The sequence below is a fragment of the Clavibacter davisi genome (assembly GCF_052751415.1).
In genome coordinates this window covers 1,215,621-1,229,401 of sequence record NZ_CP199882.1, presented here as the reverse complement: position 1 = coordinate 1,229,401, position 13,781 = coordinate 1,215,621, and the positions used below count along the sequence as shown (strand labels likewise).

Annotated in this window: 14 protein-coding genes and 1 tRNA gene; 12 read left to right on the top strand and 3 right to left on the bottom strand. The window is 74.7% G+C overall.

What is annotated here, in order from left to right; translation table 11 throughout:
* The first annotated feature begins 83 nt into the window (after positions 1-83).
* The 5 genes from ACU4ZT_RS05875 to ACU4ZT_RS05855 are packed head-to-tail and all read left to right on the top strand — an operon-like array spanning position 84 to position 4,964.
* Positions 84-1,112, top strand: coding sequence for an asparaginase (locus tag ACU4ZT_RS05875; RefSeq protein ID WP_445338331.1), 1,029 nt, complete (start codon positions 84-86; stop codon positions 1,110-1,112).
* A gap of 29 nt (positions 1,113-1,141) precedes the next feature.
* Entirely contained in the window at positions 1,142-2,023 is an 882-nt protein-coding gene (locus ACU4ZT_RS05870) for a polysaccharide deacetylase family protein (RefSeq protein WP_063072882.1), read from the top strand.
* Positions 2,024-2,050: 27 nt separating this feature from the next.
* Positions 2,051-3,430 carry an MFS transporter gene (locus tag ACU4ZT_RS05865; protein ID WP_414763195.1) on the top strand — a complete coding sequence of 460 codons (1,380 nt, stop codon included), beginning with the start codon at positions 2,051-2,053 and terminating at the stop codon, positions 3,428-3,430.
* Positions 3,427-4,200 (top strand): SDR family NAD(P)-dependent oxidoreductase, encoded by a 774-nt coding sequence (locus tag ACU4ZT_RS05860; protein WP_445338328.1) that lies wholly within the window; start codon positions 3,427-3,429, stop codon positions 4,198-4,200. The genes ACU4ZT_RS05865 and ACU4ZT_RS05860 overlap by 4 nt, the downstream gene beginning before the upstream one ends.
* A gap of 5 nt (positions 4,201-4,205) precedes the next feature.
* Positions 4,206-4,964, top strand: a complete 759-nt coding sequence (locus ACU4ZT_RS05855; protein ID WP_445338326.1) for an SDR family NAD(P)-dependent oxidoreductase — start codon at positions 4,206-4,208, stop codon at positions 4,962-4,964.
* Between the two features lie 93 nt (positions 4,965-5,057).
* Here ACU4ZT_RS05855 and ACU4ZT_RS05850 read toward each other — a convergent pair whose 3' ends face one another.
* The 3 genes from ACU4ZT_RS05850 to ACU4ZT_RS05840 form a co-directional block, all read right to left on the bottom strand.
* Positions 5,058-5,822 (bottom strand): gamma-glutamyl-gamma-aminobutyrate hydrolase family protein, encoded by a 765-nt coding sequence (locus ACU4ZT_RS05850; protein WP_270979279.1) that lies wholly within the window; start codon positions 5,820-5,822, stop codon positions 5,058-5,060.
* 87 nt (positions 5,823-5,909) lie between these two features.
* The gene (locus ACU4ZT_RS05845) at positions 5,910-6,602 is read right to left on the bottom strand and encodes a pyridoxine/pyridoxamine 5'-phosphate oxidase (protein ID WP_063072878.1); all 693 of its coding nucleotides are present in this window, start codon (positions 6,600-6,602) and stop codon (positions 5,910-5,912) included.
* A 375-nt stretch (positions 6,603-6,977) separates the two neighbouring features.
* Positions 6,978-7,049, bottom strand: a tRNA-Arg gene (locus ACU4ZT_RS05840).
* Between the two features lie 227 nt (positions 7,050-7,276).
* Between ACU4ZT_RS05840 and ACU4ZT_RS05835 the strand changes: the two genes are divergently transcribed.
* The 7 genes from ACU4ZT_RS05835 to ACU4ZT_RS05805 all read left to right on the top strand — a co-directional run bounded on the left by ACU4ZT_RS05835 (position 7,277) and on the right by ACU4ZT_RS05805 (position 13,738).
* Positions 7,277-7,516, top strand: coding sequence for an antitoxin (locus ACU4ZT_RS05835; protein ID WP_063072877.1), 240 nt, complete (start codon positions 7,277-7,279; stop codon positions 7,514-7,516).
* A gap of 56 nt (positions 7,517-7,572) precedes the next feature.
* Positions 7,573-8,085: a 2'-5' RNA ligase family protein gene (locus ACU4ZT_RS05830; protein ID WP_270979273.1), complete on the top strand. Its 513-nt coding sequence runs from the start codon at positions 7,573-7,575 to the stop codon at positions 8,083-8,085.
* Positions 8,086-8,173: 88 nt separating this feature from the next.
* Positions 8,174-10,228: a TPM domain-containing protein gene (locus tag ACU4ZT_RS05825; RefSeq protein WP_445338324.1), complete on the top strand. Its 2,055-nt coding sequence runs from the start codon at positions 8,174-8,176 to the stop codon at positions 10,226-10,228.
* Positions 10,229-10,338: 110 nt separating this feature from the next.
* Positions 10,339-11,082, top strand: coding sequence for a PspA/IM30 family protein (locus ACU4ZT_RS05820; RefSeq protein WP_086520663.1), 744 nt, complete (start codon positions 10,339-10,341; stop codon positions 11,080-11,082).
* Between the two features lie 94 nt (positions 11,083-11,176).
* Complete coding sequence (locus ACU4ZT_RS05815) at positions 11,177-11,827, top strand: NADPH-dependent F420 reductase (protein ID WP_063072874.1); 651 nt, start codon at positions 11,177-11,179, stop codon at positions 11,825-11,827.
* 91 nt (positions 11,828-11,918) lie between these two features.
* Positions 11,919-12,749 carry an arginase family protein gene (locus ACU4ZT_RS05810; RefSeq protein ID WP_445338323.1) on the top strand — a complete coding sequence of 277 codons (831 nt, stop codon included), beginning with the start codon at positions 11,919-11,921 and terminating at the stop codon, positions 12,747-12,749.
* 137 nt (positions 12,750-12,886) lie between these two features.
* Complete coding sequence (locus tag ACU4ZT_RS05805) at positions 12,887-13,738, top strand: crotonase/enoyl-CoA hydratase family protein (RefSeq protein ID WP_445338320.1); 852 nt, start codon at positions 12,887-12,889, stop codon at positions 13,736-13,738.
* Positions 13,739-13,781 lie beyond the last annotated feature (43 nt).

Below are 13,781 nucleotides of genomic sequence, written 5' to 3'. Positions count from 1 at the left end.
AAACACCCGCGCAACAGGACGGCAACACGAACGTTCCACGAGAACCATTGACGCAATCGTTTGCGGAACTCAGGATCGACGTCATGCCCCACGTCCTCGTCCTCGCCACCGGCGGGACCATCGCCTCGCGCACGCGCCCCGACGGCGCCGCCGTGGCCGCGGATCCCGCCGAGCGCCTCCTCTCGTCCATGCCCGCCCTGCCCGCCGCGATCACGGTGGAGAGCCACGACGTGCTCCGCGCCAACTCGTTCGCGCTGACGCACGCCGACCTCCGCACCATCGCCGAGGCGGTCGCCGCGGGTCTCGCCCGGGACGACGTCGACGGCGTCGTCGTGACGCACGGCACCGACACCCTCGAGGAGACCGCGGCGCTCCTGCAGCTGGTCGGCGACGACGCGCGGCCGGTCGTGCTCACGGGCGCGCAGCGCGCCGCCGACACCCCGGGCGGCGACGGACCGGGCAACCTGCGGGACGCGATCGTCGTGGCCGCGTCGCGCGCGGTGCGCGGCGCCGGCGCCCTCGTCGTCTTCGCCTCCCGGATCCACGCCGCCGACGGCGTCGCCAAGGCCCGCACGCTCGACGCGGACGCGTTCGCCCCGCGCGACGGCGAGCCTGTCGGCCGGGTCGCGGGCGACGACGTCACCCTCCTCGCGCCCGAGCGGGCGCTGCCGCCGCTGCCGCTGCCGTCGCCCCGCTTCGACGGCATCCGCGTGGACTGCGTGAGCGTGCACCCCGGATCCGACGCGGTCCTCTTCCGCGCCGCCGTCGCCGCGGGGGCCCGCGCGGTCGTCGTCATCGGCACGGGCGCCGGGAACACGAACCGCGCGCTGATCCCGGAGATCGCGGCGGCGACGCGCGCCGGGATCCTCGTCGCGCTCGGCACGCGCGTCGCCCACGGACCCGTCGCCGCGATCTACGGCGACGGCGGCGCGGCCGACGCGGTGCGCGCGGGCGCGGTCCCGCTCGGCCGCCTCTCCGTGGCCCAGGCGCGCATCGCCATCGCCCTGCTCCTCGACCACCACCCCGTCGACGACGCGCGCCGCCTGCTGGCTGCCGCCGCCGCCCCCGCGACCGCACTCCCCCACCCGGCCGACAGCCCGACGCCGGCCTGACCCGCATCACCCGATCGAAAGGACCACCCATGGCCAAGGACATCATCATCGCGTTCGGCATCGACGTCGATGCCGTGAGCGGCTGGCTCGGCTCGTACGGCGGCCAGGACTCCCCCGGCGACATCTCCCGCGGGCTCTTCGCGGGCGAGGTCGGCGTGCCCCGCCTCAACGCGCTGCTCGCCAAGCACGACCTCCCCTCCACCTGGTTCTGGCCGGGCCACTCCATCGAGACGTTCCCCCGCGAGTTCGACCAGGTCGTCGCCGCGGGCCACGAGATCGGCGCGCACGGCTACAGCCACGAGAACCCCATCGAGATGTCGCGGCAGCAGGAGGCCGACGTGCTCGACCGCTCCATCGAGCTCATCGAGTCGCGGGCCGGCCGCCGCCCCAGCGGCTACGTCGCGCCGTGGTGGGAGTTCTCCCGCGTGACGAACGAGCTCCTCATCGAGCGCGGCATCCGCTACGACCACTCGCTCATGCACCGCGACTTCGAGCCGTACTACGTGCGCGTCGGCGACACGTGGCAGGGCGTCGACTACACGAAGGACGCCGCCAGCTGGATGCACCCGCTCGTGCGCGGCGAGGAGACCGACCTCGTGGAGATCCCCGCGTCGTGGTACCTGGACGACCTGCCTCCCATGATGTTCGTCAAGGGCAGCCCGAACAGCCACGGCTTCGTGAACCCCCGGCACCTCGAGGAGATGTGGCGCGACCAGTTCGACTGGGTCTACCGCGAGCAGGACTACGGCGTCTTCACGTTCACGATCCACCCCGACGTCTCCGGCCGGCCGCAGGTGCTGCTCATGCTCGAGCGGCTCATCGCCCACATCAACTCGCACGAGGGCGTCCGCTGGGCGACCTTCGACGAGATCGCCCGCGACTTCCAGGCGCGCTCGCCGCGCGTCCGCTGACCCCGACGCCCTGGAAGGACCACGACCATGAGCACCGGCACCTCCCGTCCCACCGCCTCCCCGGCGGGCGGCGCGCCCGCATCCTCCCCCGCGCCCGCCGCCCTCGAGACCGTCAGCGTCCGGCAGACCCGGCGCGTGACCGGCATCGCGTTCCTCGCGTGGACCATCGCGGTCTACGACTTCATCCTCTTCGGCACGCTGCTGCCGGACATCTCGCGCGACTTCGGCTGGGACACCAGCGAGGCGCTGCTCGTCTCGACGCTCGTGAGCGTCGGCACCGCCGTGGTCGTGCTGCTCGTCGGCCCGATGGTCGACCGGCTCGGCCGCCGCGTGGGCATGGTCGTCTCGGTCACGGGCACGGCGATGTCGTCCGGCGCGACGGCCCTCAGCGCGGGCGCCGCCTCGCTCGTCGGCATCCGCAGCATCAGCGGGCTCGGACTCGCGGAGCAGTCGATCAACGCGACGTACCTCAACGAGATCTACGAGCTGACGGAGGACGAGCGGATCCGCCGCAACAAGGGCTTCGTCTACGCCATCGTGCAGACGGGCTGGCCCATCGGGGCGTTGCTGGCGGCGGCGTTCGTGACCCTCATCACCTCGGTATTCGGGCCGGGCGAGTGGCGCATCGCGTTCGGGCTCGCCACCGTGCCGGCGCTCGTGGTCGCCGCGGTCTGCCTCACGCTGCGGGAGAGCCCGCAGTTCGTGGCGCAGCAGCGGATCCGCCGGCTGCGCGCCGCCGGCCTCGAGGACGAGGCCGCCGCCTTCGCGCGGGCCACCGGCCTCGACGTGCAGAAGTCCGCGCCGCTCGCGCGCATCTTCCAGGGCAAGCACCTGCGCAGCACGATCGTGCTCAGCGTCGCGTGGCTGCTGAACTGGTTCGGGATCCAGACGTTCTCGGTGCTCGGCACGACCGTGCTCGAGTCGGGCAAGCACATCGACGCGTCCGACGCGCTGCTGCTCGTCATCGGCTCGAACTGCGTGGGCGTCCTCGGCTACCTCGTGCACGGCTGGCTGGGCGACCGGCTCGGGCGGCGCAACGTCATCGTCGGCGGCTGGCTCATCGCCGGGCTCGCGTTCGCGGTAATGCTGCTCGGCCCCGACGACGCGGGCTTCGTGCTCGCCGCCTACATGATCGGCCTGTTCTTCCTGCTCGGGCCGTACGCCGCCATCCTGTTCTTCCAGGCCGGCTGCTTCGACAGCGACTGCCGCGCCACCGGGTCCAGCTTCATCGGCGCCATGAGCCAGCCCGGCGCGATCATCGGCGGCTTCCTGCTCACGGCGCTGACGGCGGGGTCGATGACCTTCGGCACGGCGGCCCTGTGGGTGGGCGCGGGCGGCATCCTCGCGTCGGCGCTCGTGATGCTGCTCGCGAAGTCGACGGGCGAGTCGCGGGGAGCATCCGCGTGAGCGGCGGCGCGGGCGCGCCCGTCGCGCTGATCTCCGGCGGAGCGTCGGGCATCGGCCGGGCCACGGCGGTGCGGCTGGCCGCGCGCGGCGACCGCGTGGTCGTGGGGCGCTTCCCCGCGGATCCGCACGATGCGGGCGAGACGCTCGCGGCCGTGCGCGCGGTCGGCGGCGAGGGCGTCGCGGTGGACCTCGACGTGTCGTCCACGGCGTCCGTCGACGCGTTCGTGCAGGCCGCCCTCGACGCGTACGGCCGGGTGGATCACGTCGTCGCGGCCGCGGGCATCCTCCGCCGCGCACCCCTCGGCGCCATGACCGACGACCGGTGGGACGAGGTGCTCGGCGTCGACCTCGGCGGCGTGATGCGCCTCGTCCGGGCGGCCGAGCCCCATCTCGGCGCGGGCGGTTCCGTCGTCGCCGTCTCCTCCATCGCGGGCGGCGTCTACGGCTGGGGCGACCACGCGCACTACGCGACCGCGAAGGCCGGCGTGGTGGGACTCATCCGCAGCGTGGGCGTGGAGCTCGCGCCGCGCGGCATCCGCGCCAACACCGTCATCCCCGGCCTCATCGAGACGCCGCAGTCCCTCGACGGCGTCAACTCGCTCGGTCCCGACGGCCTCCGCCGGGCTGCCGAGCGGATCCCGGCGGGCCGCGTCGGCCGTCCCGAGGACGTGGCCGCGGTCATCGCGTTCCTCGCCTCCGACGACGCGGCGTACGTGACCGGGCAGTGCATCACCGTCGACGGCGGCCTGACGGTCGCGATGCAGGAGTGAGCGCGGTGACGGCGCCCGGACCCGCCCGCAGCGAGCGGCTCCTCGGGCGCACGGCCCTCGTCACGGGCGCGGCGAGCGGCATCGGCCGCGCGGTGGCGGCGCACTTCCTCCGGGCGGGCGCGCGCGTCGTGCTCCTCGACCGCTCCGCCGCGGTGCACGACGTCGCCGCCGACCTCGGCGCGGACGGCGCCGTCACGGCCGACCTCGCGGACGAGCGCGAGGTCGCGCGCGCCGTCGCGGAGGCGGAGGCCCTGCTCGGCCGGATCGACGCGCTCGTCTCGTCGCACGGCATCCTCACCGAGGCGCACGTCGCGGACATGGACCTCGCGACCTGGCAGCGCACGATCGACGTCGACCTCACGAGCGTCTTCCTCGTCACGCGTGCCGTGCTGCCGGGGATGCTCGACCGGCGCGACGGCCGCATCATCCAGATCGCCTCGCAGCTCGGGCAGAAGGGCGGCACGGGCCTCGCGCACTACGCGGCCGCGAAGGCCGGGGTCATCGCGTTCACGAAGTCGCTCGCGCTCGAGGTCTCGGCCTCCAACGTGCTGGCCAACGTGATCGCGCCGGGGCCCATCGAGACCCCGCTGGTCGACGGGATCTCCGAGGACTGGAAGGCCGCCAAGCGGCGCGAGCTGCCCCTCGGGCGATTCGGAACGGTCGACGAGGTGGCGCCGGTCGCGGTGATGCTCGCCGCCGATCCCGACGGCAACCTCTTCGTCGGCCAGACCCTGGGGCCGAACAGCGGCGACGTCATGCCCTGACGCCCACCGGGATCCGGACCACGGCGACCCGCCCGCGTACGACGCGGGCGGGTCGCGTCGTGCGCGGGCCGTGCGTTCTCGGACCGCGTCGGCTCAGGCCGCGACGTCCGCCCGCGCGGGCTCGCGGCGGGCGCACTGCTCGGCGAGCGCCGCCAGCAGCGCGGGGAGCTGGTCGCGCTCGGCGGCCGCATCCTCCGGGTGCCACTGCACGCCGGTGATGGGCGCCGTCTCGTGCTCGACCGCCTCCGGCACGCCGTCGGGCGCGACGGCGACGACGCGGAGTCCCGCGCCCGGCCGGTCGACCGCCTGGTGGTGGGCGCTGCGCACGACGAGCGCGGTGGATCCGAGGACGCGCGCGAGGCGGCTGTCGGCCGCGACCCGCACGTCGTGGTCGCGCATGACCGCCGTGATGTCGTCCGCCTGATTGCGGTGCTCCCCCACGCCGTCGATGTGCTGCTGGAGGGTGCCGCCGAGCGCGACGTTGACGATCTGGGCACCGCGGCAGATCCCGAGGAGCGGCGTGCCCTCGGCGACCGCGCGGCGGACGAGCGCGATCTGGCCGGCGTCCGCCACCTCGCGGTGCGGGGAGCGGCCCTCGTAGTCGGCGGGTCCGCCGTAGAAGCGGGGCGCGACGTCCTCGCCGCCCATGATGACGACGGCGTCCGCGTCGCGCGTGCGCTCGAGGAGCGACTCCACGCCCTCGTCCTCCGCGGCGAGGTTCTCCACGACCCAGCCAGCCTGGCCCGCGACCTCGGCCACGCGCATGTTGAGGCCCTGCACGAGCCGGTGGTAGTCGACGGCCTCGGGCCGGGATCGGGTCACCTGCACGACGGCGAGGCGGCGGAGGGGTGCGGGCATGGATCCAGTGTGCGGGCTCGGGTGCGGCGCCGCACCCTCCGCGTCATCTGCCGCAACACGCTCGCGGCCCGCGCCCGGCGACGCCGGTCAGGGCCAGACGAGGGTGTGCGACCAGGTGCCGTCCGCATCGGCGCGGTAGATGATCCGCAGCTGCCCGTGGTCCTCCGTCGCCTGCCAGAACTCGACGACGGTCGGCTGGAGCACGTAGGCGCGCCACGACTCGGCGACGAGCTCGGGATCCGCGTCCACCGCCTCCCGCGCACGGGCCACGCGCGCGTCGCGCTCGGCGGCGTCGGGCATCGGCTCGCTCTGGTCGCCCGCGATGACCTCGGCGCGCGACGCGGGGTGGCGCGCGAGGAAGTCGCGCTCGCTGACCTCGCGGTCGCCGTGGAAGACGGGGCCCGTCGCGCGGATCTGGCGCCCGCGCTCGCGCCAGTACGCGACGAGCGCCGCGCGCGGGTTCGCCTCGAGGTCGCGGCCCTTGGGGCTGTCGGCGAGCGATGAGAACCACAGGGCGCCGGGCTCGTCGTCGACGGTGGGCGTGACGTCCTTGAGGAGGAGGGTGCGCGCGCTCGGGCGGCCCTCGGCGTCCGCGGTCGCCAGCACGACCGCGTTCACCTCGGCGGCGTCGTGGGCGACGGCGTCGCGGATCCAGTCGATGACGAGGTCGATCGGGTCGCCGGGCAGCGCGGCCGGGTCGAGCTCGGGGAAGTCGTGGGGCTTCGGCTTCGCGCCCTTCAGGAGGTCGCGGAGGGAGGTGGAGTCGTCGTCGTCTGCCATGCGCCGAGCCTAGGCCGCCTGTGCGGGGGTGCTGGGAGGCGACGGGCAGAGGCGTCGCGGGCGCGCCGGAGCGGCCGTTCGGCACCCGGAGGGGATCGGATTGGCCCCTGCTCCACTGGCCTTTTCCAGTACCGGCGCGCCTTCTCGGCCGCGGCGGCCTCCCCTAACGTCATCGACAGGCCCGCCCCCCAGTTGGGCCCAGCATCGCGCGGCGGGACCCGAGACCCGTCTCGGGCCTCGCCGCGTGTCTATGCCGCGACTCCATCGCCCGTGGGATGCCGGCCGAGCGCGACGGCCCGACCCCGTACGCACGAGCGGCCGGCCCCGCTGACGGGACCGGCCGCTCACCGCACCAACACGGGATATGGGAAGGTGTGCCCCCAGGAGGATTCGAACCTCCGCCCCTGCCTCCGGAGGGCAGTGCTCTATCCCCTGAGCTATGGGGGCCAGGGTGCGCGCGAGCGCGGATCCAGGGTAGCACCGGCGGGGACGCCCGCCGCGCCGCCTCCCTCGTCCGCGGTGGGCGCGTGTCCGGCTCGCGCGCGGCCGTCGCATTCCCTCTCCCGAGGAGACTCCCCGCTCCGGCACAGGCGCGACCCGCCAGGATGGTCGGAGGACGACCGCCGCGCCGCCCGGGCACGGCCCCACCCGATCCCCTACATAGGAGACCACCCGTGAAGCTGTCCCGCATCGCCGCCGCCGCCACCGGATTCCTGCGCACGTCCAAGGGCCAGGACGTCGGCCGCACCGCCATCGACAAGGTGTCGGGCATCGCCGACAAGGCCACCGGCAGCAAGCACGCCGACAAGATCCAGAAGGCGCGCCGGGCCGCCGACGACCAGCTGCGGAAGCTCGGCCCCGACGGCGGCCGCGGCCAGGGCCCGACGCCGCCCCCGACCCCGCCCCGCCCCTGAGCGCCGGCAGCGTCGAGCTCACGCTGGACGCGGCGTCCGACGCCGCGGTCCGCGGCATGTGGCGCGCCCTCGCCGACGCCGCGGTCCCGAGCCTCGCCGACCACGCCGGTGCGACGAACCGGCCGCACGTGACGTTGCTCGCGGCGCACGGCCTGGTCGGATCCGCGGACGACGCCGTGCGCGCGATCGCCGCGTCCGCTCCCCTGCCGACGCTCCGGCTGGGCGGCCTCCTCGTCTTCGGCGTCCCGCCGCGCGGCCTGGTGCTGGCGCGGCAGGTCGTGGTGGACGAGGCGCTGCTCGCGCTGCACGGGCGGATCCACGCGGCCGTCGACGCCTCCCTCGTGAGGCCGGGCCCGGACGGCGCCGACGCCGACGCGGAGCCGGTCGAGGTCGTCCCCCACACGCGCCCCGGATCCTGGACCCCGCACGTCTCCCTCGCGCTGCGCCTCACCGCGGAGGAGCTGGGCCGGGCGGTCGACGCGCTCGGCCGGCTGGATCCGGTCGCCGCCCCGGTCGCGGGCCTCCGCCGCTGGGACCCCCGCGACCGCACGACCACGGAGCTCGCGTGACCCGGACGGGAGCCGTCCCCGCGGCCCCGCACGGCACCCGCGCCACTAGCCTGGACGGAGCACGACCTTGAGACGACGGAGGAGTCGCATGCCGCGGTCCGCGAGATTGCTGGGGGCCGCGCTCGCGCTCGGTCTGGCCGGGGCCCTCGTGCCCCAGATGGCGCAGGCCACGGAGCCGGTGCAGTTCGGCGGGGCGTCGATCCTCGACCCGGCCGGTGCCGTCACCTCCGCGCAGGAGCAGCAGATCCAGCAGGCGATCGACCAGCTGCAGCAGCAGACCGGGGTGACGCTCCACGTCGCGTACGTCGACACGTTCACGGGGGCGGCGAGCCAGAAGGCCTGGGGCGAGGCCACGAAGGCCGCGAACGGCTTCGGCTCGAACGACGCCATCGTCGCGGTCGCGGTCGACGGCCGGCAGTTCGTCGTCGGCGTCCCCGACAGCGTCTCCCTCGCCCAGCGCGATCAGCTCGAGAACGGCGTGGTCAAGCCCCGCCTCGAAGCCGGCGACTGGTCCGGCGCCGCGATCGACGCGGCGCAGGGGCTCCGGTCCATCTCGCAGACCGGCACCGTCGCCGAGACCGGCACCGGATCCACCCCCTCGACCGGGAACGGCTCCGGCATCGACTTCGGCCTCGTCCTCCTCTACGTGCTCGGCGCGATCCTCCTGGCCACCGTCGTGACGACCCTGCTCGGTAGACGCAAGAAGAAGAAGGCCGTCGCCCAGAAGCGGCAGGCGGTGCTTGAGGAGATGCGGACCGCCGAGCAGCGCGCCGGCAGCATGCTCGTGCAGCTCGACGACGCGCTCGAGACCAGCGAGCAGGAGGTCGGCTTCGCGGAGGCGGAGTTCGGATCCGGCGCGGTCGGGCCCTACCGCGAGGTGCTCGTCTCGGCGGGCGGCAAGGTCCGCGAGGCCTTCGCCCTCAAGCAGAAGCTCGACGACACGATCGAGGACACCGACGAGGAGCGCCGCACGTGGGCCGCCCGCATCGTCGACCTGTGCGAGGAGGCGCGCGCCGAGCTCGACGCGCAGGCCGCGTCGTTCGAGGAGCTCCGGGCGCTGGAGCAGAACGCGCCGCAGACCCTCGCCGCCATCGTCACCGACGCCGAGGCGCTGAAGTCGCGCATCGAGCGCACGCAGGAGGCGGTGGAGCTGCTCGGCCGCCGCTACGCCGGCCCGTCGATGACGACCGTCACCGGCAACGTCGACCAGGCCCGCTCGCTCCTCTCCTTCGCGACCGACACGGCGCAGGAGGCGGCCGACGCGATCCGCGCGGGCGACCGGACCTCGACCGGCGAGATCGCGGTGAAGGTCCGCGCCGCGCAGCAGTCCGTCGGTCAGGCCGGGAAGCTCCTCGACGTGGTCGACCGCGTGTCCTCCGACCTCGAGCACGCGTCCACGCGCGTGCAGGAGGAGATCGCGGACGTCCGCAGCGACATCCAGGACGCCCGCGCCGCCCAGCGCGGCGGGCGCATGCCGGAGCTGACGCGCCTCGTGGAGGCCGCCGAGCAGGCGATCGCCGACGCGAAGCCGCTGCAGGGCCGCCTCGCGGATCCGCTCACGAGCGTCACGCTCCTGCAGGAGGCGGAGGCCCGGCTCGACGAGGCGCTCGCGCCGGTACGCGAGCAGCAGGAGCAGGTGCAGCGCGCGATCGGCTACCTGCCGCGCGCGCTCTCGACGGCCGAGAGCCAGGTGGCGACGGCCCGCGACTTCATCTCGACCCGTCGCGGCGGCGTCGGCGAGGAGGCGCGCACGCGCCTCGCCCATGCGCAGCGCGCGCTCGACGACGCGCACGAGGCCGCTCCCCGGGATCCGGTGCGCGCGGTCGCCGCGGCCCAGGCCGCGACCTCCTACTCGGCCCAGGCCATCGAGGCCGCCCAGCGCGACCTCGACCAGGGCGGCGGGTACGGCGGCTACGGCGGCGTCATGATGGGCGGCCGCGGCGGAGGGGGCGACGCCTTCGGCGGCGCGATCATCGGCGGCATCCTCGGCGGTCTCCTCAGCGGGGGCGGCGGAGGCGGCGGCTGGGGTGGAGGCGGAGGCGGCGGCTTCGACGGGGGCGGCTTCGGCGGCGGAGGCGGCGGCTTCAGCGGAGGCGGCTTCGGCGGCGGAGGCGGCGGAGGCTTCGGCGGCGGCGACTTCTAGCGGATCCGCGCACCCCACGCATCGCACGCACGACGGCACGACGACGAGAACGAGAGCGACCCATGATCAACCCATTCCGACGAAGCACCAGACGAGAAGGAGCAGCACCCATGTCCAAGCAGTCCATCCTCGGCCGCATCGCCCAGCTCGCGAAGGCCAACATCAACAACCTCATCGACCAGGCCGAGGACCCGCAGCTCATGCTGGACCAGATGGTCCGCGACTACACGGAGAGCATCCGCGAGGCCGAGAGCGCCGTCGCCCAGACCATCGGCAACCTGCGGATGATCGAGGACGACCACCGCGAGGACGTCCAGGCCGCGGGCGACTGGGGTCGCAAGGCCCTCGCCGCCAGCCAGAAGGCGGACGAGTACAGGAACGCCGGCAACACCCCGAACGCCGACAAGTTCGACGCGCTCGCCCGCGTCGCGCTCCAGCGCCAGATGCAGTCGGAGAGCGAGGCGAAGGGCGCCGAGCCGACCATCGCGTCGCAGACCGAGGTCGTCGAGAAGCTCAAGCAGGGCCTCGACACCATGCGCGGCAAGCTCCAGCAGCTCTCGTCGAAGCGCGACGAGCTGAACGCCCGCCAGAAGACGGTGCAGGCGCAGTCGCAGGTGCAGGACGCCATGAAGAGCATCGACATCATGGACCCCACCAGCGAGGTGAGCCGCTTCGAGCAGAAGATCCGCCGCGAGGAGGCCCGCGTCCGCGGCGCCGAGGAGCTGCAGGCCTCGAGCCTCGACGCGCAGTTCGAGGAGCTCGAGGACCTCGGCGAGCTGACCGAGGTCGAGGCGCGCCTGGCCGCGCTCAAGTCCGGCGGATCCGCGCCGAAGCAGGTCACGTCCGGCGAGTAGCCCTACCGGCCAGATGCGCGGGCGCCGTCCTCCGGGGCGGCGCCCGTCGTCGTCCGCGGGGAATGCCTGCCAGGTGGCAGCCGTTCCCCCCTGCATGACCAACATCGGAATCATCGGCGCCGGACTCATCGGCAGCCAGCTCGCCCGCCTGTTCACCTCCACCGGCCACGACGTCGTCATCGCGAACTCCCGCGGCCCGGAGACGCTCACCGACCTGATCGCCGAGCTCGGCGAGCACGCGCGCGCCGCCACCGTGCAGGAGGTCGCCGAGGCCGGCGAGATCGTCGTCGTGACGATCCCGCTGAAGGACATCGACAGCGTGCCGGTCGAGCCCCTCGCCGGCAAGGTCGTCATCGACACCGACAACTACTACCCGGAGCGCGACGGCCACATCGCCGAGCTCGACGAGGAGACCACCACGACCGCGGAGATGCTGCAGCGTCACCTCCCCGAGTCGAAGGTCGTCAAGGCCTTCAACCACATCTACGCCGCCGACCTCACGGAGCACGGCACCCCCGCCGGCACGCCGAACCGCCGCGCGCTCGTCATCGCGGGCGACGACGCCGAGGCGAAGGCCACGGTCACCGGGATCCTCGACTCCTTCGGCTACGACACCGTCGACGCGGGACCGCTCGCGGAGGGCTGGCGCATCCAGCGCGACACCCCCGGCTACGGTCCGGCGCTCGACGCCGACGGTCTCCGCACGGCGCTCGCCGAGGCGAAGCGCTACCGCGACATGGAGTAGCCCCGCTCCTCCCCGGGTCGATGCCCGTCCTCCCGCCACCGCGGCGAGGGCGGGCATCGCCATGTCCGGCGACGCACGCGATACTGGGGACGTGCCCGCCTCCTTCGTCGTCGTCCCCCAATGGCAGGGCTCGGGCTCGTCCCGCGCCATGAGGCTCGCGGACGGGGCGGAGGCGATCCGCGGCGACCTGCCCGCGTCGGCCACCCGCGTCGTCGAGGTGCCCGTCGAGGCCGGGGAGTCGCTCGGCACCGGCATCCACCGGTACGCGTCGCTGCTCGCGGTGCGCACCCGCCAGGAGGCGGCGCTCCGGGCCGCGGACGGGCCCGTCATCACCATCGGCGGCGATGGCGGGGTCGAGCTGGCGTCCATCGGGCACGCGGCGGAGGCGCATCCGGGCCTCGCGATCGTCTGGCTCGACGCCCACGCCGACCTGCACACGCCCGCGTCTTCCCCGTCCGGGGCGTTCCACGGCATGGTGCTGCGCGCCGTGCTCGGCGAGGGCGCCGACGGCCTCGCGCTCCCGATCGGGGCGGTCACCGCCGACCGCGTCGTGCTCGCCGGCGTGCGCGCGCTCGACGAGGCCGAGGCCGCGTTCGTCCAGAGCGCCGGCATCGCGCACCTGCCGGTGGACGCGCTCGACGCGGAGTCGCTCGTCGTTGCCGTCGCGGCGACGGGCGCCACGCACGTCCACGTCCACGTCGACCTCGACGTGCTCGACCCGGGCGCCATGTCCGGCGTCGGCTTCCCCGAGCCGTTCGGGCTCGACGTGCAGGTCCTCACCGACGCGATCAAGGCGCTCCGCCGGTCGTACGGGCTCGCGGGCGCGGGCATCACCGAGTTCGCGCCCTCCTCCCCTGCGGCCGCCGTGGACGACATGGGCACGATCCTCCGCGTCATCGGAGCGCTCACCGGGCCGGTCTGATCCGCGGGGCGCGGCGTCGCGCCCCGCGCTCCCGGCCTGGCGCCGCCCGCGCTCCGGCGCGTCCCTGCTCCCGTTCGGGAGGTCGCGGCGCGCGACGCGCCCTGCGAGGCTGGCGGGGACGATCGAAGGAGACCGCCGTGACCGACGACGACGCCCGCACCGCATCCGCCCCCGACGCGCCCCGCCCGGCGGACGACGACGCTCCCCGCGTGCGCGTCGAGCGCCGCGGGCACATCCTGCTCATGGGCCTCGACCGGCCCGCCAAGCGCAACGCCGCCGACATGCGCATGCTCCGCGAGCTCGCGAGCGCGTACGGCCTGCTCGACCGCGACCCGGAGCTGCGGGTCGGCGTGGTGCACGCGATCGGCGACCACTTCACGGGCGGGCTCGACCTCGCCGACGTCGCGCCGCACATCGGCCGTGGCCCGGGCGGCGGCCTCGACACGGTGCCCGACGACGGCATCGACCCGTGGCGGGTGACGGGCCCCGGCGTCGGCAAGCCCGTGGTGCTCGCGGTGCAGGGCACGTGCCTCACGCTCGGCATCGAGCTGGCGCTCGCGAGCGACGTCGTCGTGGCGTCCGCCGGCACGCGCTTCGGGCAGATCGAGGTGGCGCGCGGGATCCTGCCGTTCGGCGGGGCGACCCTGCGCTTCCCCGCCGTCGCGGGCTGGGGCGACGCCATGCGCTGGATGCTCACGGGCGACCTCTTCGATGCGGAGGAGGCCCGGCGGATGCGGATCGTGCAGCTCGTCGTGCCCGACGGCGAGCAGCTGGAGGCCGCCGTCGGGATCGCCGAGCGCATCGCCGCCCAGGCCCCGCTCGCCGTGCAGGCGACGCTCCGGAACGCCCGGGCCGCGCAGCGCGATGGCCACGATGCGGCCGCGGCCACCCTGCCCGCAGAGCTCGTCCGGCTCGCGCGATCCGAGGACGCCGCGCGCGGCATGCGGGCCGCCGCCGAGCGCCGCCCGGCGGACTTCGTCGGACGCTGATCCGCTCGCCGAAGCGGCCCCACGGGCGTGACGGGGGCCGGGC

Excerpts from the sequence above, each read along its gene's own strand:
- ACU4ZT_RS05875 (WP_445338331.1), top strand. The coding sequence starts at position 84 with ATGCCCCACGTCCTCGTCCTCGCCACCGGCGGGACCATCGCCTCGCGC.
- ACU4ZT_RS05870 (WP_063072882.1), top strand. The coding sequence starts at position 1,142 with ATGGCCAAGGACATCATCATCGCGTTCGGCATCGACGTCGATGCCGTG.
- ACU4ZT_RS05865 (WP_414763195.1), top strand. The coding sequence starts at position 2,051 with ATGAGCACCGGCACCTCCCGTCCCACCGCCTCCCCGGCGGGCGGCGCG.
- ACU4ZT_RS05850 (WP_270979279.1), bottom strand. The coding sequence starts at position 5,822 with ATGCCCGCACCCCTCCGCCGCCTCGCCGTCGTGCAGGTGACCCGATCC.
- ACU4ZT_RS05845 (WP_063072878.1), bottom strand. The coding sequence starts at position 6,602 with ATGGCAGACGACGACGACTCCACCTCCCTCCGCGACCTCCTGAAGGGC.
- ACU4ZT_RS05830 (WP_270979273.1), top strand. The coding sequence starts at position 7,573 with ATGTGGCGCGCCCTCGCCGACGCCGCGGTCCCGAGCCTCGCCGACCAC.
- ACU4ZT_RS05825 (WP_445338324.1), top strand. The coding sequence starts at position 8,174 with ATGCCGCGGTCCGCGAGATTGCTGGGGGCCGCGCTCGCGCTCGGTCTG.
- ACU4ZT_RS05820 (WP_086520663.1), top strand. The coding sequence starts at position 10,339 with ATGTCCAAGCAGTCCATCCTCGGCCGCATCGCCCAGCTCGCGAAGGCC.
- ACU4ZT_RS05815 (WP_063072874.1), top strand. The coding sequence starts at position 11,177 with ATGACCAACATCGGAATCATCGGCGCCGGACTCATCGGCAGCCAGCTC.